This window comes from Brevibacterium luteolum, from assembly GCF_013004595.1.
GTDB classification, from domain to species: Bacteria; Actinomycetota; Actinomycetes; order Actinomycetales; family Brevibacteriaceae; genus Brevibacterium; species Brevibacterium luteolum.
In genome coordinates, this window is the sequence record NZ_JABEMC010000001.1 from 311398 (window position 1) to 331459 (window position 20062).

At 69.3% G+C, this 20062-nt stretch carries 20 protein-coding genes; 16 read left to right on the forward strand and 4 right to left on the reverse strand.

The features are described 5' to 3' along the window. Positions 1-87: 87 nt before the first annotated feature. The 14 genes from HLA91_RS01465 to ccsB all read left to right on the forward strand — a co-directional run bounded on the left by HLA91_RS01465 (position 88) and on the right by ccsB (position 14471). Positions 88-1290 carry an acetoin utilization protein AcuC gene (locus tag HLA91_RS01465; protein ID WP_170273236.1) on the forward strand — a complete coding sequence of 401 codons (1203 nt, stop codon included), beginning with the start codon at positions 88-90 and terminating at the stop codon, positions 1288-1290. Between the two features lie 143 nt (positions 1291-1433). Further along, complete coding sequence (locus HLA91_RS01470; RefSeq protein WP_005504750.1) at positions 1434-1532, forward strand: 30S ribosomal protein bS22; 99 nt, start codon at positions 1434-1436, stop codon at positions 1530-1532. A gap of 90 nt (positions 1533-1622) precedes the next feature. Continuing rightward, a complete protein-coding gene (locus HLA91_RS01475) occupies positions 1623-1889 on the forward strand; it encodes a glutaredoxin family protein (protein ID WP_170273237.1) in 267 nt (88 codons plus the stop codon). A gap of 60 nt (positions 1890-1949) precedes the next feature. Next, positions 1950-2663 (forward strand): redox-sensing transcriptional repressor Rex, encoded by a 714-nt coding sequence (locus tag HLA91_RS01480; protein ID WP_278372765.1) that lies wholly within the window; start codon positions 1950-1952, stop codon positions 2661-2663. After that, positions 2660-5161: a glutamyl-tRNA reductase gene (gene hemA, locus HLA91_RS14140; protein ID WP_170273238.1), complete on the forward strand. Its 2502-nt coding sequence runs from the start codon at positions 2660-2662 to the stop codon at positions 5159-5161. Before HLA91_RS01480 ends, hemA begins: the two co-directional genes overlap by 4 nt. Next, positions 5158-6762, forward strand: coding sequence for a bifunctional uroporphyrinogen-III C-methyltransferase/uroporphyrinogen-III synthase (locus HLA91_RS01490; protein WP_102161362.1), 1605 nt, complete (start codon positions 5158-5160; stop codon positions 6760-6762). The genes hemA and HLA91_RS01490 overlap by 4 nt, the downstream gene beginning before the upstream one ends. Before the next feature lie 8 nt (positions 6763-6770). Further along, on the forward strand, positions 6771-7823 hold the full coding sequence (gene hemB, locus HLA91_RS01495; RefSeq protein ID WP_170273239.1) for a porphobilinogen synthase: 1053 nt from the start codon (positions 6771-6773) through the stop codon (positions 7821-7823). Then, positions 7820-8347: a MarR family winged helix-turn-helix transcriptional regulator gene (locus HLA91_RS01500; RefSeq protein WP_239557133.1), complete on the forward strand. Its 528-nt coding sequence runs from the start codon at positions 7820-7822 to the stop codon at positions 8345-8347. The genes hemB and HLA91_RS01500 overlap by 4 nt, the downstream gene beginning before the upstream one ends. 65 nt (positions 8348-8412) lie before the next feature. Continuing rightward, positions 8413-9753, forward strand: a complete 1341-nt coding sequence (hemL, locus tag HLA91_RS01505) for a glutamate-1-semialdehyde 2,1-aminomutase (RefSeq protein ID WP_170273240.1) — start codon at positions 8413-8415, stop codon at positions 9751-9753. Next, positions 9750-10436: a histidine phosphatase family protein gene (locus tag HLA91_RS01510; RefSeq protein WP_102161370.1), complete on the forward strand. Its 687-nt coding sequence runs from the start codon at positions 9750-9752 to the stop codon at positions 10434-10436. The genes hemL and HLA91_RS01510 overlap by 4 nt, the downstream gene beginning before the upstream one ends. Next, on the forward strand, positions 10433-11044 hold the full coding sequence (locus HLA91_RS01515; RefSeq protein ID WP_102161372.1) for a TlpA family protein disulfide reductase: 612 nt from the start codon (positions 10433-10435) through the stop codon (positions 11042-11044). The genes HLA91_RS01510 and HLA91_RS01515 overlap by 4 nt, the downstream gene beginning before the upstream one ends. After that, positions 11041-11805: a cytochrome c biogenesis CcdA family protein gene (locus HLA91_RS01520; RefSeq protein ID WP_170273241.1), complete on the forward strand. Its 765-nt coding sequence runs from the start codon at positions 11041-11043 to the stop codon at positions 11803-11805. The genes HLA91_RS01515 and HLA91_RS01520 overlap by 4 nt, the downstream gene beginning before the upstream one ends. 33 nt (positions 11806-11838) lie before the next feature. Then, a complete protein-coding gene (gene resB, locus HLA91_RS01525; protein WP_239557134.1) occupies positions 11839-13392 on the forward strand; it encodes a cytochrome c biogenesis protein ResB in 1554 nt (517 codons plus the stop codon). A 5-nt stretch (positions 13393-13397) separates the two neighbouring features. Next, positions 13398-14471 (forward strand): c-type cytochrome biogenesis protein CcsB, encoded by a 1074-nt coding sequence (gene ccsB / locus HLA91_RS01530; protein WP_170273536.1) that lies wholly within the window; start codon positions 13398-13400, stop codon positions 14469-14471. Positions 14472-14542: 71 nt separating this feature from the next. Here ccsB and HLA91_RS01535 read toward each other — a convergent pair whose 3' ends face one another. Then, entirely contained in the window at positions 14543-15136 is a 594-nt protein-coding gene (locus tag HLA91_RS01535; RefSeq protein WP_170273242.1) for a PLD nuclease N-terminal domain-containing protein, read from the reverse strand. 136 nt (positions 15137-15272) lie between these two features. Between HLA91_RS01535 and HLA91_RS01540 the strand changes: the two genes are divergently transcribed. After that, positions 15273-15569, forward strand: a complete 297-nt coding sequence (locus HLA91_RS01540; protein ID WP_170273243.1) for a DUF4229 domain-containing protein — start codon at positions 15273-15275, stop codon at positions 15567-15569. Positions 15570-15599: 30 nt separating this feature from the next. On the opposite strand, the gene HLA91_RS01545 is transcribed toward HLA91_RS01540, so the two are convergent. The 3 genes from HLA91_RS01545 to HLA91_RS01555 form a co-directional block, all read right to left on the reverse strand. Then, positions 15600-16535, reverse strand: coding sequence for a 1,4-dihydroxy-2-naphthoate polyprenyltransferase (locus HLA91_RS01545; protein ID WP_170273244.1), 936 nt, complete (start codon positions 16533-16535; stop codon positions 15600-15602). 132 nt (positions 16536-16667) lie between these two features. Then, entirely contained in the window at positions 16668-17918 is a 1251-nt protein-coding gene (locus HLA91_RS01550) for an AMP-binding protein (protein ID WP_170273245.1), read from the reverse strand. A 19-nt stretch (positions 17919-17937) separates the two neighbouring features. Beyond that, a complete protein-coding gene (locus HLA91_RS01555; protein ID WP_102161382.1) occupies positions 17938-18855 on the reverse strand; it encodes a 1,4-dihydroxy-2-naphthoyl-CoA synthase in 918 nt (305 codons plus the stop codon). A gap of 59 nt (positions 18856-18914) precedes the next feature. Between HLA91_RS01555 and HLA91_RS01560 the strand changes: the two genes are divergently transcribed. Next, positions 18915-19991: an o-succinylbenzoate synthase gene (locus HLA91_RS01560; protein ID WP_102161384.1), complete on the forward strand. Its 1077-nt coding sequence runs from the start codon at positions 18915-18917 to the stop codon at positions 19989-19991. Positions 19992-20062 lie beyond the last annotated feature (71 nt).

Below are 20062 nucleotides of genomic sequence, written 5' to 3' on the forward strand. Positions count from 1 at the left end.
CGGCTGCCGCGGCGCTGGCGGGCAGGCGTATGGCGGCTGTGGCGGGGCGCTGTTCCGCAGCTCACACCGAACCAGTAGAGTGTGGCCATGGCCAAGCGAGAGACAGAAGTCTTCGTCATCTGGGACGAATCCTTCACGCAGTACAACTTCGGACCGACCCATCCGATGAACCCGCTGCGCCTCGACCTGACCGCGAAGCTCGCGACCGAATTCGGTCTCTTCGACCACCCTCGCATCCACATCTCCGGCGTCGGCGGCGTCGACGAGGACGCGCTCGCAGCCCTGCACACCCAGGACTTCATCGACGCAGTCAAACGCGCCGAGACGACCACGGACATCGCCCCTGACGTTGCGCAGACCTTCGGAGTCGGCACCGATGACGTGCCCCGCTTCGACAGGATCCACGAAGCCTCCGGACGGATCTTCCAAGGCAGTCTCGAAGCCGCCCGCGCCATCACCTCGGGACGCTATGAGCGGGCGGTGAACTTCTGCGGCGGGATGCACCATGCGATGCCGGGCAGGGCCGCCGGATTCTGCATCTACAACGACCTCGCCGCCGCCATCCAGCATTTCCTCGACCACGGCTATGAGCGGGTCTGCTACATCGACCTCGACGCCCACCACGGTGACGGCACCGAGCGCTTCTACTGGGACGACCCGCGGGTTATGACGATCTCCGTGCACGAGAACGGCCGCTTCCTGTTCCCCGGTACCGGCTTCGCCAACGACATCGGCGGACTCGACGCCGCCGCCTCAGCGGTCAACATCGCCCTGCCCCCGCGCACCGACGACCACGACTGGCTGCGCGCCCTCGACGCCGTCGTCCCGGCCGTCATCCGCGAATTCGACCCGCAGGTCATCGTCAGCCAGCACGGCTGCGACGGTCACTCCGCCGACCCGCTCACCCACCTGCGGCTCAGCGTCGATGCGATGCGGGTGGCCACTCAGTGGGTGCGCGACCTTGCCGACGATTACGCCAACGGCAAGTGGCTGGCCACCGGCGGCGGCGGATATGCGCTCGTCGAAGTGGTGCCGCGCGCCTGGACGAACCTCGTCGCGATCGCGGCTGGAGCCGACATCGACCCCGCCACCGCGCTGCCGGAGCGCTGGCGGACCTACGTCGAGGACGTCACCCGCATCACTGCCCCGCATATGATGACCGACGGCCACGACGGCACCTTCGACCCGTGGGCCAACGGCTACGATCCTGAATCCGACCTCGACCGCACAGTCATGTCGACACGGAAGAACATCTTTCCCTTCTACGGCCTCGACGCCCACTTCGACTGACATCCGACCCGCCGCGCAGGCGGCCTCCTTGACTCGAGTGCGCAGTTTTGGAATAGCTCCAGGCAACGATAGAATTAAGCGGTTACGTCTGACAGGCGAACGATCAGTGTTCGCCCCGATCGCCTACCCGTGAGGATTTATCTATGGGCTCAGTCATCAAGAAGCGCCGCAAGCGGATGTCGAAGAAGAAGCACCGGAAGCTTCTGCGCAAGACCCGCCACCAGCGCCGCAACAAGAAGTAAGCGGCTGCGTGCGTCCCCGTCGTTTCGTGCGGCGGGGTTTCGTGCTGATAAGGCCCCGGCACGCAGGCCGACAGCGAGGAGGATGACCGGATGAGCGTCGAGCTGACGTTCCTCACCCGCCCCGGATGCGGGCTGTGCGTCACCGCCATGGACGTCATCGAGGACACCCTCGGCGAGCACATCGCCGCAGGCGACGTCACGGTCACCACCGTCGACATCGAAACCGACGCCGACCTCCTCGCCCAGCACGAATGGGACATCCCCGTCGTGCTGCTCAACGGCCGCAAGCACTCCAAGCACCGCATCGACGGGACCCGGCTCAAGCGCACCGTCGAGACACTGCTCGCCCACGGCTGAGACCGCCGGCGGGCCACACACCATACGGCATCGTGACACAGACAGGGGGTGAGGTCGTTGGTGAGCACCGCTTCGCAATCCGGCGGCACCGGACTGTCCTCCGTGCCCGCCCCGGTCGTCGCCCGCATGCCCGGCTACCTGCAGGCCCTTGATGAACTCGCCGCCGCCGGCCAGCAGACCGTCTCCAGCGAAGAGCTCGCCGGACGCTGCGCCGTCGGCTCGGCGATCCTGCGCCGCGACCTGTCCCACCTCGACTTCGCCGGCCGCCGCGGCGTCGGCTACGACACCGCCGCCCTCGGCGGCGCGGTGCGCCGCTTCCTTGGCCTCGACCGCACCCGCCGCATCGCCATCGCCGGTGCCGGCCGCCTCGGCTCGGCGATCGCCGACTACGCCGCCGTGCGCTTCAGCGGCTTCGAACTCACCGCAGTCTTCGACACCGCACCCGAGGTGGTGGGCACCACCGTCGGCGGCGCACCCGTCCTGCCGGTCGAGCAGCTCGCGTCCGTCACCACCGAGACCGGCATCGAGATGCTCATCATCGCCGTGCCCGCACCGGCCGCCCAGGCTGTGGCCGACGCGGCTGTGGCCGCCGGCATCACCGGGCTGCTCAACTTCGCCCCCACCATGGTCACCGTGCCCGAGGACGTGCACGTGCGCCATGTCGACCTCGCCACCGAGCTGCGGGTCCTCGCCCACTACACCGCCCCGGCCCAGCCGGCCGGAATCGACTCGACCGACCTCCGCAACACACGTCCTAGGGAGCATGCACTGTGACATTCCTCGTGCTCGGGATCTCACATCGGTCCGCACCGATGTCCGTCCTCGATGCCATCGCCCTCGACTCAGATGGAGTCGAGGCGCTGCGCTCCGGGGTGCGCGCCGGTGACTACGTCGACGGCGCCTGCGTGCTCTCGACCTGCAACCGGCTCGAGGTCATCGCCGACGCCTCGGCCTTCCACGGCGGCCTGGCCGACATCGGCTCCGCCCTCGTCGACGCCACCGGCCTGGACTGGACGAGCCTGTCCGAGCACGTCTACGTCTACTACGACACCAAGGCCGTCGAACACCTCCTGACCCTGGCCTGCGGGCTCGACTCGATGGCCGTCGGCGAAGCCCAGATCCTCGGCCAGCTGCGCAGCGCCTACGTGCACGGCCAGCAGGCAGGGGAGCTGACGAAGGAGCTTGGCATCGTGCTGCAGCAGGCGCTGCGCGTCGGCAAACGCGCGCACGCCGAAACCGAACTCGACTCCGTCTCCCAGTCCCTGCTCGACAAGGCGCTGACCTCCGCCGAAGCCCACATCGGCAGCCTCGAGCGCTCCCGCGCACTCGTCGTCGGCGCCGGCGCGATGTCCGGACTGACCGTCGCGACCCTGCAGCGGGCGGGTGTTGCCCGCATCACCGTGATGAACCGGACCCTGGAGAAGGCCGAACGGCTCGTCGCCCCCGTCGGCGGCCGTGCTGTCGAGCTCACCGCCGAGACGCTCACCGCGGAGATCGCCGATGCGGACCTCATCGTCTCCGTCACCGGTTCGCGCGGCACCGTGCTGAGCCGGGAGGACATCATCACCGGCATGCAGGCCGACTTCGACCAGCAGCCCAACAAGTTCCTCGTCGACCTGGCACTCCCGCACGACATCGACCCGAGCGTGCGGGAACTGCCCCACATCCGGCTCATCGGCCTCGGGGAGCTGTCCGAGATGTTCGCCGAATCCGATCTGCGCAGCCCGTCCGGCGTCGTCGAAATCGTCGCCGAAGTCCGCAGCATCATCCGCTCAGAGCTCGCCGCCTACCGCGCTGAGCACAAGGCCCGCTCGATCGCCCCGACCGTCACCGCGCTGCGCTCGCATGCCGAGACCACCGTGGCCGGCGAGTTCGAGCGACTGAGCCGCAAGATCGGCGCGAAGGTCGACAGCGAGGTGCTCGACGAAATCCGCACCGCGCTCAAGCGCACCGCCGACAAGCTCGTCCACACCCCGACCGTGCGGGTCAAGCAGCTGTCCGTGCAGGACTCCGACGTCGACTACGCCGCAGCCCTGACCCAGCTCTTCGACCTCAGTGCCACCTCCGGCCGCCGAGGAGAGCCCCAGCGCATCGACCGGTCGAAGGTCTCGGTCACCGCTCCCGGTGTCGCACCGGTCAGCGCACGCGATGACCACCACGTCGAAGCCGACGGGCTGCGCCCGGTCGCCGACCACACCCTCGACGTCGTCGAACCGGCCCACTACACCGGCCGCACCGTCAAGCTCGGCACCCGCCGCTCACGGCTGGCCCGCTCCCAGTCGACCGCCGTCGCCCAGCAGATCGCCGCCCAGACCGGCTGGCGTGTTGAGATCGTCGAAGTCGTCACCGAAGGCGACGTGAATATGAGCCCGCTGGCCGCCATGGGCGGCTCCGGCGTCTTCGTCTCCGCCGTGCGCACCGCACTGCTGACCGGCAAGATCGACATCGCCGTCCACTCGCTCAAGGACCTGCCGACCGCCCCGGCCGCCGGCATCGACCTCGTCGCCGTGCCCCCGCGCGTCGACCCCTCCGATGTGCTCATCGCCCGCGACGGCATGACCTTAGCCGAACTGCCGGCCGGTGCTGTGCTCGGCACCGGCTCGCCGAGGCGCGCCGCCCAGCTGCGCGCCGCCCGGCCCGACATCGAAGTCCGCGGCGTGCGCGGCAACGTCGACACCCGCATCAAGCACGTCACCGACGGCCGCCTCGACGGCGTCGTCCTCGCCGCAGCCGGCGTGCGCCGCATCGGCCGGCTGGTCGAAGTCACCGACGTCCTCGACGCCGCCGTCATGCTCCCAGCCCCCGGACAGGGCGCCCTGGCCGTCGAATGCCGGGCCGCCAACGCCGATGTCGGCGAATTCGACACCGAGCTGCGCACAGCCCTGTCAGGCATCCACGATGCCGACACCGCCCTGGCCGTGCAGGCCGAACGCGCGATCCTCGCCCACGCCGAAGCCGGCTGCTCAGCCCCGATCGGCGCGCTCGCCGAGATCGACGGCAATGCCCTCACCCTCACCGGCGTGATGGCAGACGACACCGGCCGCCTGCAGCGGGCGACCCGCACCGCCGACCTCACCACCGCCTCGGGCGCGGAGGACCACCCGCTCATCGCCAAGGAGCTCGGCAGTGCGATCGCCGACGAGCTGCTCACCATCCTCGGGGTCGTCCCCGACACCGTCACCGGCGCCAACGCTCCCAGCGAGCACATCGACCCGCGCAGCGAGCACGCCGCGGCAGCCGACCGGCAGCCCGTGAGCGAGGTGAGCCGATGAGCAAGGACTCCCGTCCCGAGGCGCAGGCCGCCGTCCGCCCGATCGTCCACTTCCTCGGCGCCGGACCCGGCGACCCGGGCCTCATGACGTACAAGGGCGCTGAGCTGCTCGAACGCGCCACCCTCGTCGTCTACGACGCAGGCGAACTCGACGACATCGTCGACGCCTACGTGCCCGCCACCGCCACCCGGCTCGACTCAGCCGAACTCGGCGCAGCGGCGACCACCCGCGGGCGCAAGCTCGCCCAGCTGGCCCGCGAGCACACCCGGGTCGTGCGCATCGTCCCGCACGACGGCGTGCTGTTCTCCACCACCACCGATGAGGCCGCCGGCTGCAAGCGCAACGGTGTCGACTTCGAGATCGTGCCCGGCGTGGGCCTGACCTCGTCGATGTCGGCCTACACCGGCACCCCGATCACCACGAGCCGGGTGCGCTCGGTGCGCTTCATCGAGGCGAGCCCGCAGACCTACGTCGACGTCGCCCGCCACCGCAACACCGGCCACGTCATCACCGGCAGCGTCGACGAGGTCTCGGTGGCCATCGACAGCCTGCTCGGCGACGACTGGGATGCTGACACCCCGATCCTGCTCACGATCGAGGTCTCGACCCTCCAGCAGGTCTCCGTGGAGACGACGCTCGGGGATTCCGGCCCGCACCTGGCCAAAGCGCGCCCCGACCAGCGGGTCGTCATGCTCATGGGCCAGGGCATCGACATGCGCAAAGAGCTGTCCTGGTTCGAGACGAAACCGCTGTTCGGCTGGAAGGTGCTCATCCCGCGCACCCGCGAACAGGCCTCTGCCACCCAGGACCTGCTGGCCGAGTACGGTGCCGAGGGCACGATCGTGCCGACGATCGCGATCCAGCCGCCGCGCACCCCGAACCAGATGGAGAAGGCGATCCGCGCGCTCGTCGAAGGCGACTACCAGTGGGTCGGCTTCACGTCTGTCAACGCTGTGACCGTCGTGCGCAACTGGCTCGAGGACCTCGGCCTCGACGCCCGCTGCCTGGCCGGAGTCAAGGTCGCCGCCGTCGGCGACCAGACCGCTGCCAGCCTGCAGGAATGGGGTGTGATCCCCGACCTCGTGCCCTCCGGTGAGCAGTCCGCCCGCGGCATGCTCGAAGACTGGCCGCCCTTCGACGACGGCTACCACGCGATGAACCGGGTGCTGCTGCCGCGCGCCGACATCGCCGGCGAGGTGCTCGTCACCGGGCTGCGCGAGGAGGGCTGGGAGGTCGACGACGTCACCGCCTACCGCACCGTGCGCGCCGCCCCACCACCGGCCCCCGTGCGCGAGGCGATCAAGCGCGGCGACTTCGACGCGGTGCTCTTCACCTCCTCATCGACCGTTCGCAACCTCGTCGGCATCGCCGGCAAGCCCTTCCACACCACCGTCGTCGCCTGCATCGGCCCGGCGACGGCACAGACCGCCGAAGACCACGGACTGCGCGTCGACGTCATGGCAGATGAGGCCAACCTCGGCTCCGTCGTCGCCGGACTCGTCGAGCACGCCCGCGCCCGCCGCGAGGAGATGCTCGCCGCAGGCCGCACCCCGCTGCGCCCGTCGCAGACCCGCCGACGCAGCTCACGCCGCAAGAAGTGAGGATGCACATGACGCCCACCCCCTCCGCACACACCGCTGACCGCACCATCGGCCTGGCCCCGGGCGCGATCCGCCCGCGCCGCCTGCGCACCACCCCGGCCCTGCGCCGGCTCGTGGCCGAACACCGCCTCGACCCCGCGCAGCTCATCCTGCCGATGTTCGTCAAGGAGACCCTCGACGCCCCCGTCGAGCTGCAGGGCATGCCCGGGGTCTTCCAGCACACCCTCGACTCGCTCGTTACCGCGGCCCGGCAGGCCGCAGCCGCTGGAGTCGGGGGAATCATGCTCTTCGGCATCCCCGCCGAACGCGACCCCGAGGGCAGCCAGGCGTGCGCCGCTGATGGGATCCTCAACCGCGCCATCACGGCTGTGGCCGAGGCGGTCGGCGAGGACACCGTCGTCATGGCCGATCTGTGCCTCGACGAGTTCACCTCCCACGGCCACTGCGGCGTGCTCGCCGATGATGGCAGCGTCGACAACGACGCCACCCTCGACCTGTATGCCCAGATGGCGCTCGCTCAGGCCCGCGCCGGCGCCCACGTGCTCGGGCTGTCGGGCATGATGGACGGCCAGGTCGCCGCCGTGCGCGCCACCCTCGATGCCGCCGGATTCACCGACGTTGTGGTGCTCGGCTACACCGCCAAGTACTCTTCGGCCTTCTACGGGCCCTTCCGCGAAGCCGTCGAATCCCAGCTCGAAGGCGACCGCCGCACCTACCAGCAGGATCCGGCCAACGGCCGCGAGGCGATGCGCGAACTCGAACTCGACCTCGCCGAAGGCGCTGACATCGTCATGGTCAAGCCTGGTCTGCCCTACCTCGACGTCCTCGCCCAGGTCGCCGAGGCCTCCCCGGTGCCGGTGTGGGCCTACCAGATCTCCGGCGAATACGCGATGGTCGAGTTCGCCGCCCGGGCAGGGGCCATCGACCGGATGCCGGCGATCCTCGAAAGCCTCACCTGCTTTGTGCGCGCCGGCGCCGATGCGGTGCTCACCTACTGGGCGACCGAAGTCGCCGAGCACCTGAACGCCGCGGCCGCCGGAACGGCAGGCAGGCGAGGATGATGGAGCGCGACCGGGTGTGCGACGGCGAGCGGGTCCCGCACGTCTCACCGGTGACCGAGGCGCCGGATGAGCCGCGGTGGCTCAGCGCGGACCAGCAGGTCGCCTGGCGCAGCTTCCTCATCGCCCACCAGCTGCTCATGAGCCAGCTCGACAAGGAGCTGCGCCAGACCCACCGCATCGGGCTGCCCGAATACGAAGTCCTCGTCCACCTCTCCGAACAGGCCGGCCGCTGCATGCGCATGGCCCTGCTCGCCGACGACATGGGCATGAGCCGCTCCCGGCTGACCCATATCGTGTCCCGGATGGAGAAGCGCGGGCTCGTCGAGCGCACCGCGATCGCCGAGGACGGCCGCGGCATCAACTGCTCCCTCACCGACGACGGCTGGACGCTGCTCAAGCGCTCCGCCCCGCTGCACGTCGAAGGCGTGCGCCAGCACCTCATCGACCTGCTCGACGACAGTGAGATCGAGACGATGCGCTCGATCTTCCTCAAAGTGAATTCCCATATGCGCGACGTACCGTAAGAGCCGCGTGCGCCCTGGCCAGCGGCCGGGCACCTCACCGTGACGAACTGCCGAAAAGGAGCTCCATGACCTCGCAGAACCTGACAGCCTCCCAGCAGCTCTTCGACCGGGCGCTGACCGTCACCCCCGGTGGCGTCAACTCACCGGTCAGGGCTTTCGGAGCTGTCGGCGGCACCCCGCGCTTTATCGACTCGGCACAGGGTGCGACGCTGCGCGATGTCGACGGCAACGACTACGTCGACCTCATCGGCTCCTGGGGGCCGATGATCCTCGGTCACGCCCACCCGCAGGTGCTCGCCGCCGTCACCGAGGCCGCGCAGAAGGGATTCTCCTTCGGCACCCCGTCGGCCAATGAGGTGGCGCTGGCTGAGGAGATCGTCTCCCGTGTCGAACCGGTCGACGAGGTCCGCCTCGTGTCCTCGGGCACCGAGGCGACGATGTCGGCGATCCGCCTGGCCCGCGGCTTCACCGGCCGGGCGAAGGTCGTGAAGTTCGCCGGCTGCTACCACGGGCACGTCGACGCGCTGCTGGCCGCCGCCGGCTCCGGACTGGCGACCTTCTCCCTGCCCGACACCCCCGGTGTCACCGGCGCAAGCGCGGCCGACACGATCGTGCTGCCCTACAACGACCCAGACGCCCTGGCTGCCGCGTTCGCCGAGCACGGTCAGGACATCGCCTGCGTCATCACCGAAGCCAGCCCCGGCAATATGGGTGTCGTGCCCCCGCGTGACGGCTTCACCCAGATGATCAGGTCGCTCACTCGCCAGCACGGGGCACTCATGATCTCCGATGAGGTCATGACCGGCTTCCGCGTCTCCGCAGCCGGCTGGTACGGCTACGAATCCGCAACCGCCGGCTACCCCGAAGGCCCCGCCGACCTGTTCACCTTCGGCAAGGTCATGGGCGGCGGCTTCCCGGCCGCAGCCTTCGGCGGCCGCGCCGAGGTCATGCAGCACCTCGCCCCGGCAGGCCCGGTCTACCAGGCCGGCACGCTGTCGGGGAACCCGGTCGCCACAGCCGCCGGAATCACCACGCTTAAGCTCACCACCGAACTCGACGTCTACTCCCACCTCGAGCGCGCCGCCGACATCCTCCGCCCAGCCGTCAGCGAGGCGCTCACCGCCGCCGGTGTGCCGCACCGGATCCAGAGCGCGAACTCGATGTTCTCGGTGTTCTTCACCGACCGCGAGGTGCGCAGCTACGACGACGCCCGCGCCCAGGACTCCGCCGCCTACGGGGCGTTCTTCACCAGCATGCTCGAATCCGGCATCCACCTGCCCCCGAGCGCCTTCGAAGCCTGGTTCCTGTCCCTGGCCCACACCGACGAGGTGCTCGAGCGGATCATCGCCGCCCTGCCAGCCGCCGCCTCGGCCGCGGCCGCCCACAGCGCAGGAGAGAAGGCATGAGTCAGGTGCGCATCCACCTCACCCGCCACGGCGAGGTCCACAACCCCGAAAGGCTGCTCTACGGCCGGCTGCCCGGCTACGGGCTCTCATCGCGCGGCCACGAGATGGCCGGCCGGCTCGCCGAGCACTTCACCAGCCCGGACTTCGCCGTTGCGGCACTTGTGAGCTCGCCGTTGCAGCGCGCCCAGGAGACCATCGCCCCGCTCGCCGGCGCCCTGGAGATGACCCCGCGGATCGATGAGCGGGTCATCGAGGCCGCCAACAGCTTCGAGGGCATGGTCGTCGACCGCTCGCATCTGACGCAGCCGGCCAACCTCGTGCGCCTGTACAACCCGCTGCGCCCCTCCTGGGGCGAGCCGTACCAGCAGCAGGTGATGCGCATGCGCGCCGCGATCGCCAGCCTGCGCCGCCAGCTCGAACCGCTCGCCGCAGGCGACGGCGTGGCCGGCGGCGTGGCCGGGGGAGACGGCAGCGTCGACGGCGTCATCGTCTCCCACCAGCTGCCGATCTGGGTGACCCGCCGGGCCGCTGAGGGCCAGCGGCTGTGGCACGATCCGCGCGAACGCGAATGCGCGCTCGCCTCCGTCACCACCTTCACCTATGAGGCAGGAGAGCTCACCGGCATCGAGTACACCGATGTGTGCGCTGATCTCCAGCCGGTCAAGGCGGTGCCCGGGGCATGAATGACCAGCCCTTCGGCCGCCGTCCGCTCAGCCGGCGCGGACTGCTGACGCTGGCCGCCTCGGCCGCCGGAACGATCGTGCTCGCCGGCTGCGCGAGCGAGAACGACGAACTCGCCCAGCAAGCCGGCAGCGAACAGGGATACGTCTCCGGCTCCGGAGTCATCACCCAGGTCGCCCCCGGCGACCGAGGCGAACCGCTCGACCTCGACTTCGAGACCCTGGACGGCCAGCAGCAGTCCCTGGCCGGGCTGCGCCCGAAACTCGTCGTCATCAACCTCTGGTACGCCGCCTGTCCGCCGTGCCGCAAGGAGGCCCCGGATCTCATCGAGGTCTCCGAGACGTTCGCCGACGACACCGTGTTCCTCGGCGTCAACGTCCGCGATCAGGCAGGGGCAGCCGAGGCGTTCATCAGGAACTTCGATGTGCCGTACCCGAACATGCTCGACACCGACGGTGCGATGGTCGCCCTGCTCTCGGACATCCTGCCGCCGCAGGCCACCCCATCGACCGTCATCCTCGACACCGAGGGCCGCGCGGCCGCCCGCGCCGTCGGTGCCGTCGACGCCTCGACGCTGAGCGGGATGATCGAAGACGTGCTCGGCGAATGACCGATATCGGCAACACCTTCGCCCAGACGATCCTCGACGGGCCGCTGCTCATCGCGATGCTCGTCGCCGCGCTCGCTGGCGCGGTGTCCTTCGCCTCCCCGTGCGTGCTGCCGCTCGTGCCCGGCTACATCGGGTACGTCACCGGGCTGACCGGCACCTCGATCGAGGACAAGCGCACCTCGACGGTGCTCGGAGGAGTCGCCCTCTTCGTCCTCGGCTTCGCCGTCGTCTTCGTCGCCCTCGGCACCGCCTTCTCCGGGCTCGGCGCTGCAGCGGGGGAGTGGATCGGCCTGCTCACCCGGATCATGGGCGCTGTCGTCATCATCGCCGGCATCGTATTCATGGGCGGCTTCGGCTGGCTGCAGCGCGACCGCCGGCTTCAGAAGAAGCCCAAGGCCGGACTGTGGGGCGCACCCGTGCTCGGGGCGACCTTCGCGCTCGGCTGGGCGCCGTGCATCGGCCCGACCCTGGCCGCTGTGCTCGCCCTGTCCACCGGTTTCGGCGCTGAGGGGCAGGTGTGGCGCGGCACGCTGCTGACCTTCGTCTACTGCCTCGGCCTCGGCATCCCGTTCCTCATCGTCGCCTTCCTCCTCCACCGCGGCGCCGGCCGGCTGGCCTGGGTGCGCGAACACCAGCAGACGATCGTGCGGACCGGGGGGATCATGCTCATCCTGCTCGGCCTGCTGCTCGTCACCGGTGTGTGGAACGCGTGGATCCAGCAGCTGCAGGGCACCATCGGCGACTTCGACCTGCTGATCTGACGGCCCCGACCATCTGCCACACTTGACGAGGATATGAGTACGAAGACCGCGAAACCCGCCCCGCCCGACATCGGCGCACTCGGCATGCTGCGCTGGGCCTGGCGGCAGCTGACGACGATGCGCACCGCACTCATCCTGCTGCTCATCCTCGCCCTCGCCTCGATCCCCGGATCCCTGCTGCCCCAGCGCATCCAGGACCCCGCCCAAGTCACCCAGTACATCGAGGACAACCCGCGGATCGGCCCGTTCCTCGACGCCGTGCAGCTCTTCGACGTCTACGCCTCCGTGTGGTTCGCCGCGATCTACATCCTGCTCATGGTCTCGCTCGTCGGCTGTGTGCTGCCGCGCAGCAAGCAGCACTACAAGGCGATGCGCCAAGCCCCGCCACCGGCGCCGCGCCGGCTGTCCCGGATGCCCGGCTACCAGGCCTTCACCGCCTCGGGCACGGCCGAGGACATGCTCACCGCCGCCGAGGCGAGGCTGAAGAAGCTCGGCTACCGCACCACCCGGCGCGGCGACGCAGTCTCAGCTGAGCGCGGCTACCTCCGCGAGACCGGCAACCTGCTCTTCCACATCTGTCTGCTCGGCGTCACCGTCACGATGGCGGTCGGCGCGCTCATCGGGTATTCCGGCCAGCGCATCCTCGTCGAAGGCGAGACCTTCACCAACTCGCTCGTCGCCTACGACTCCTTCGAACCTGGCTCGTACTTCTCCGCCGACCGGCTCGACGACTACCGGCTGCGGCTCAACAGCTTCGATGCCAGCTTCGACGACACCGCAGCCGGCAACCAGTTCGGCCAGCCGCGCGCGTTCAACGCCGACGTCACCACCATCCAGCACGGCCAGGAGACCGACCACAGCCTGCGGGTCAACGAACCGATCCGGATCGACGGCTCCCGGGTCTACCTCACCGGCAACGGCTACGCCCCGGTCATCACCGTGCGCAACGGTGAGGGCAACGTCACCTACTCAGGACCCGTCGTGTTCCTGCCGCAGGACGGCGTCTACACCTCCCGCGGGGTCGTCAAGGTTCCTGATGCCAGCCCCGATCAGCTCGGCTTCGTCGGCATCCTGCTGCCGACCGCCTCACAGAACGAAAAGGGCGAACTCGTCTCCCAGTTCGCCGAACTGCGCAACCCCTACCTCGTGATGAACGTCTTCGCCGGCGACCTCGGCCTCGATGCCGGCATCGCCCAGTCGGTCTACGAACTCGACACCGACAACCTCGACCAGCTCGCCGGGCCCGATGGGCAGCCGCTGCAGCTGTATCTCAAGCCCGGGGAGACCGCCGAGCTGCCCGATGGGCTCGGCAGCGTCGAACTCGAAGAGATCAAACGTTACGTCGCGCTCGACGTCCGCCACGACCCCACCCAGGGGGTCATGCTCGTCTTCACCATCTTCCTGCTCGCCGGCCTCGGGCTCTCCCTGTTCGTGCCGCGCCGGCGCATGTGGGTCCGTGCCGCCGACACCGACGACGGCGTCGCCACCGAGGTCGCCTCCCTGGCCCGTGGAGAGGACCCGCGGGTGGTGCAGGCGGCTGAGAGCCTTGCAGTAGAATTGAACAACTCACCCAGTCGAAAGGCATGACCTCCATGGACGTCAACGTCACGCTTGCGACGTGGTCGAATCTCCTGATCTACTCGGCGATGGCCGTGTACGCGATCGCCTTCCTCCTCTACTCCAGCGACCTGTTCGCCGGCCGCACCCTGGCCAGCAGCGGGAAGCAGACCGCATCCGGCAGGGCCGGTGCGAAGACGAACGCGAAGGCCGGAACGCCGGTGCGCACCTCACGCAACTCCTCCGTCGCCGTCCTCGACCGCGAGGACGACGCCGAGACTGCTGATGCAGGGGCAGCAGAGGCTGAGACCGGCGGGCCCGAGGAGAAGGCGACCGGCGCCTCGGGAACGGCCGGACGCCGCACCGCCGCCCGCATGGCGACCGCACTGACGGTGCTCGCGACCGGCCTGCACGTGGCCGCCGTGCTCACCCGCGCGCTCTCGGTCACCCGCGTGCCGTGGGGCAACATGATGGAGTACGCGCTCACCGCCTCCGCACTCGCCGTGCTCGTCTACATCGTCGTGCTGTACTTCGCCGACATCCGCTACCTCGGCACCTTCGTCGCCGGTGGCGCGCTTGTGACCCTGGGCCTGTGCATCACCGTCTTCTACACCCCGGCCGCGCAGCTCGTGCCGGCGCTGCAGTCGTACTGGATCTGGATCCACGTGCCGATCGCGATCCTCTCGACCGCACTGCTGAGCGTCTCGGCGATCCTCGCGATCTTCCAGATCCTCAAGGCCCGCACCGAGAAGAAGGACACCGTCACCGGGCTTGCGCGCATGTTCAACCGGGTGTCGGCCAGCGAGGCTGTCGAGCAGCTGTCCTACCGGATCGCCGCCGTCGGATTCGTCACCTGGACGTTCACCGTCATCGCCGGCGCGATCTGGGCTGAGGTCGCCTGGGGCCGCCCGTGGGGCTGGGACGCCAAGGAGATCTGGTCATTCGTCGTCTGGGTCGTCTACGCCGCCTACCTCCACGCACGCGCGACCCGCGGCTGGTCAGCCACCCAGGTGGCCGTGCTCAACATCGTCGGCTTCTCCAGCCTCATCTTCAACTTCGCCATCGTCAACGTCTACTTCGACGGCCTGCACTCCTACTCCGGGCTGTGATCGGCCGTGGCGTGAGCTGAATGCAATGATCCGCAGGACCCCACGGTCCTGCGGATCATTCTTCTGTCTGCTTATGATGAGCGGCCGTTGGCGGAGTTGGCGCCGTTCTCGCCGCTCTCCGGGTGATCGTCCGGGGTTTCGCCGGCGGCGCGCTCCTCGCGTTCGCGTTCGGCCAGCCAGCGCTCGAACTGCTCGTGCGGGCTCAGCTCCTCTTCCGGGGCCTCCGGCTCGGCTGCCGGTTCGGACGCCGGCCGTGTGGCCGGATTTTCAGCGGGCTCGGGTGTGGCCGATGCGTCCATGTCCTCCTGCGACTGGGCCCGGGTGCCGTGCGCTGCAGCAGTGCTGCCGGTGGACTTGCGGCGGCGCTCAAGCTCCTCACGGCGCTTGCGGCGCTCAGCCTGCTCGACCTCATCGGCGATCTTCTGCAGATAGTCCGGATCGTCATCCGGGGCGACCGGGCCAGCAGAGCGACGCTGGCCGAAACTGGAACGGCCGAACAGGAACCACAGCAGCAACCCGAAGACCGGCACGAAGAGGATGACGAGCAGCCAGCCCCATTTGGGCAGGACTCGAATGTGGGCGCGGTCGCGGACGACGCAGTCGAAGAAGCTGTACAGCGTGACAGCGACGAGAATCAGTGCGGCGGCTACCAGAATCCTTGTCATATTGCCTATCAGGATAGTCGATCGGCGCAGGCGGACGGAAACGACCCAGCGTCTCAGATGCGGCCTCTCAGCGCGGACTCAGGTGCGCCTCCCGCGTGCGGGACGGACCGTCGGCACCGGTACACTGGTGGGCATCATGCGTGACTATCTGATGTACCTGCTTGCCCGCCTCGCTGTGCTCATGGGCACGATCGTCGTCGTCTGGTGGATCGCGGGCCCCGGCCTCATCTCGACGATCGCGGCGATCATCATCTCCGCTCTCATCAGCTATCTGGCGCTCAGGCCGCTGCGCGATTCGGCGACCGGTTCGCTCATCGCCTGGCAGGAGCGCCGCCGGGCCCGCAGCGGGAAGGTCAAGGCGCGCACCGTGAAGAAGGGCAGCGACGAGGACCTGGAGGACCGGGAACTCGACCGCAGAGATCCTGACCGCTGACGTCTTCTGGCCCAACAGCCGTCTGCACGCCTACAGTGCCAGGCCGAGCGCCAGCAGCGCCGCATAGGCCAGTGCCGCCAGCCCCGTGTGCTTGATCGGCGGGATGAGTGCTGTGCCCTCCGAACCGGAGAGCACCACCTGCAGGGGTGAGATCGTGAGCACCAGCGACAGCGCTGCGAGCACCGCAGCCGGATGTCCGGTGAGAATCGGTACGAGCAGCAGCGCATACGGGATGAACACGAGCAGCGTGTAGGCAAGCCTGGCCCGCTTCTCACCCAGCAGCACCGCTAAAGTCAGTTTGTCGGCCTGCCGGTCGGTGGGGATGTCGCGCAGGTTGTTGACCATGAGCACCGCGCAGGCGAACAGCCCGATCGCGACGGCACCGGCGATCGCGGCCGCTGAGATCGTCGAGACGAGCGCATAGGTCGTCCCGAGCGTGGCGACGAGGCCGAAGAAGATGAAGACGAACAGCTCGCCCATCGCCCGGTAGCCGTACGGCTTCGAACCGCCGGTGTAGAACCAGGCCGCCCAGATCGCGGCGGCACCGACCGGGATGAGCCACCACGCCTGGGAGATGATGACGAGGATCGCACCGGCGGCCACAGCGACGCCGAAGCTGATGAATGCCGCCCCCTTCACCGCCTCGGGCGCAGCTGCCCCGGAGGCGGTCAGCCGCAGTGGTCCGACTCGCACGTCGTCGGTGCCGCGCACGCCGTCGGAGTAGTCATTGGCGTAGTTCGACCCGATCTGCAGGGCCAGGGACACGATGAGTGCCAGCGCCGCCTTCAGCAGCAGGAACGACAGTGAGACATCAGGGTCCGGGTCGTCGAGCATGCTGCCGATGACGAGGGCCGACAGACCGCCGAGCACACCGAGCGCGGCTCCGGTCCCCAGCAGCACGGGGGCGACAGCCAGCGGCAGGGTGCGCAGCCGAGCTCCCTCGACCCACTGCTGGAAGGTTGCCATCGACGTCCTCAATGTCTAACAGATCATGCCATGGTCAGTGCGCTGGCCAGCAGTTTCGCTGGCCGCAGACCAGTCTAGTCTGCCACTGCGTCAGGCCGTTTCCCAATGCGGCGCATCACAACTCGGTTGCAGTCAGGTGCGCTCGGCCAGCCCGAGACGCTCAACCAGCTGGCGGCGCAGGGCGCGCCTGTCCGGTTTGCCCAGACCGGTCGCCGGCAGCGCATCGAGTTCGACCGCATAGACCGGCCGGTGCAGGCTCGGCAGGTCCGGCACCGAGGCGGTGAGCTGCTCGGCGAGCGCGCGTGCGGTGGCGACAGGGCCGCCGTCAGTCGTGCCGGGACGGTCAGTGACGATCGCGCAGGCGAGCACCTCACCCCATTCGGCATCCGGCACGCCGGTGATGAGCACCTCGCGGACGCCAGCGGCTTCGAGGGCGGCAAGCAGCGTGTTCTCGACGGCCAGCGGGCTGATGTTCTCCCCACCGGAGATGACGACGTCATCGGCCCTGCCGAGGACGCTCAGCACCCCGTCGGTGATCGTCCCCAGATCGCTGGTGACGAACCGGCGGGCCCCGTCGTCACCGGTGGTGAACCCGCTGCCGGCCACCTCCTCGGGATCGGGGAGTGCGCGCAGCCGACCGCCGGTGACATCGACATAGCCGTCGGCGAGCACATCGCCGGCCAGCACCACCCGGCCGGTGTCGTCGATGCTGATGTCGACGTCTGCGAAGGGGACCCCGTCGTAGACGCAGCCCCCGCAGGTCTCGCTCATCCCGTAGGTGCGCACGATGTTCAGGCCGGCTGATGCGGCGCGGGCGAGCAGGCTGGGGGAGATCGCCGCCCCGCCGAGCAGGATCGCGTCGAAGGAGCGCGCGAGCTCAGCGGCGACCGGATCGGCCATGATGCGGGTGAGCTGGGTGGGCACGAGCGCGGTGTAGAGCGGTCCGGGCGGGCCGGATGAGGCGATTATGTGCAGGGCCGCCTCCTGCAGCGCCATGACATCGGCGCTGAAGGACTGCGCGGTGAACGACCCGCGGGCGGCGAAGGGCACCGTCTGGGCCTGCAGCGAGCGCAGCACCACCTGCGTGCCGGCGATGTGGTTGACCGGCAGCGCCAGGTACCAGCGGCCGGGCCCGCCGAGGATTCCCTCGGTCGCCCGCGCCGAGGCGGTGAGTGCCTGAGCAGAAAGCGCCACTCCCTTGGCCGGCCCAGTGGTGCCCGAGGTGTGCACGACGAGGGCCGGGGGTCTGCGGCCGGTGCCGGCGTCGTCATAGCGGTGCGGGTCGATGACCGAGACCTGCCCGTCGCGGGTGGGCGGCAGCACGACGGTGTGCGCGCCTGTCATCGCCCGGCGCAGCAGTTCGGCGAGTTCGGTGTGGTCCATCGAGCGGGCCCTCACCGGCTCAGTAGTACCAGGGGAACGGCGACCAGTCCGGGTCGCGCTTCTCCAAGAACGCATCCCGGCCCTCGACGGCCTCATCGGTCATATAGCCGAGGCGGGTGGCCTCACCGGCGAAGACCTGCTGGCCGACGAGACCGTCGTCGACGAGGTTGAAGGCGAACTTCAGCATCCGCTGGGCGTTCGGGGACTTGCCGAGGATCTCGCTGGCCATCGTCAGGGCCGCGTTTTCGAGCTCGGCATGGTCGACGACCTCGTTGACCGCGCCCATCTCGGCCATCTCCTGGGCGGAGTAGGTGCGGCCGAGGAAGAAGATCTCCCGGGCCCGCTTCTGCCCGACCATCTTCGCCAGATACGCCGAACCGTAGCCGGCATCATAGGAGCCGACGTCGGCGTCGGTCTGCTTGAACTTCGCATGCTCACGCGAGGCGATCGTCATATCGCACACGACGTGCAGGCTGTGCCCGCCGCCTGCCGCCCAGCCGGGAACGACGGCGATGACGATCTTGGGCATCGTGCGGATGAGCCGCTGGACTTCGAGGATGTGCAGGCGCCCGGCGCGCGCCGGGTCGACGGTCTCGGCGGTCTCGCCAGCGGCGTACTGGTAGCCGGAGCGGCCGCGGATACGCTGGTCGCCGCCGGAGCAGAACGCCCAGCCGCCGTCCTTCTCGCTCGGGCCGTTGCCGGTCAGCAGCACACAGCCGACGTCGGGAGTCTGCCGGGCGTGGTCGAGTGCGCGGTAAAGCTCATCGACGGTGTGCGGACGGAAGGCATTGCGCACCTCGGGCCGGTCGAAAGCGATGCGCACACAGCCGATGTCGGCACCGTCGGCGTCGATGGCGCGGTGGTAGGTGATGTCGGTGAAGTCGAAGCCGGGGACCGCACGCCAGCGGCTGGGGTCGAAGATCTCAGAGACAGACATGTCCTAACCCTAACGCTTGGGCCCGTCGCAGGTGCCGGTGCGCGGCGTAGTGTGGAGGCATGATCCCAGACTGGCTGGCCGACCTCGTCACCGGCACCGACGACCTCAATGAACTGCTGCCTGAGCGCCGCGTCGTCGAGCTGCCGATGATCACCCGCTTCCGCGGCATCACCTCCCGGCAGGCACTCATCTTCCAGGGGCCTGCCGGCTGGTCGGAGTTCTCACCGTTCGTCGAATACGCCGCGCCCGAGGCGGCACGCTGGCTGGCAGGTGCGCTAGAGTTCGGCCACCGGCCGGCTCCAGAACCCCTGCGCGATGCCGTCCCGCTCAACGGCACCATCCCCGACTGCCCGCCCGAGGCGGTGCCGGGTCTCATCGCCCGCTACCCGGGTGCCGGAACCTTCAAGATCAAGATCGCCGCCCGCGGGATCACGAGCCTGGACACTGATCTTGCGCGCATCCGCGCCGTCCGCGCCCACGCTCCGGCAGCCCGGCTGCGCTTCGACGCCAACGCCGGCTACCCGCTCGCAGACGCCCAGCAGCTGTGTGCCGCCATCGCTGAGCTGCCGGAGGTGGGCGACTGGCTGGAGTACATCGAACAGCCGGTCGCCGCGGTCGAGGATCTCGCCCGGCTGCGGGAGTGGATCGCCGCCCGCGGGCTGCCTATCCGCATCGCTGCCGATGAGTCGATCCGCAAGGCCGATGACCCCTACCGGGTCGCAGCTCTCGGGGCGGCCGATGTCATCATCGTCAAAGCCCAGCCGCTCGGCGGCGCCCAGCACGCTGCCGAGGTCGTCACCGGATGCGGGCTGCCCGCTGTCGTGTCATCAGCCCTGGAGACCGGCATCGGGCTGCGGGCAGGCGCGCTGCTGGCCGCCAGCCTGCCGGTCGACGCCGCTGCAGAGGCGATCTTCACCGGCCCACCGGCCTGCGGGCTGGGCACCGGGGCGCTCTTCACCGAGGACATCCTCAGCGCACCCGGCCCAGGCGGTGCAGCAAATGCCGCAACGCTGCCGGCAACCCGCACGACACCTGATCTGCTGCTGCTCGCCGCCCACACCGCCGACGACGAAACCTGCGCCTGGTGGGACGCCCGAGTGCACGACTGCCTGACCGAACTGCGCCGCCTAGCCTGAACTCTCAGCCGAGTGGGCGGAGACGAGCGTATTGCCGGCCTGGGCATAGATGTAGAGGAACACGAACCCGT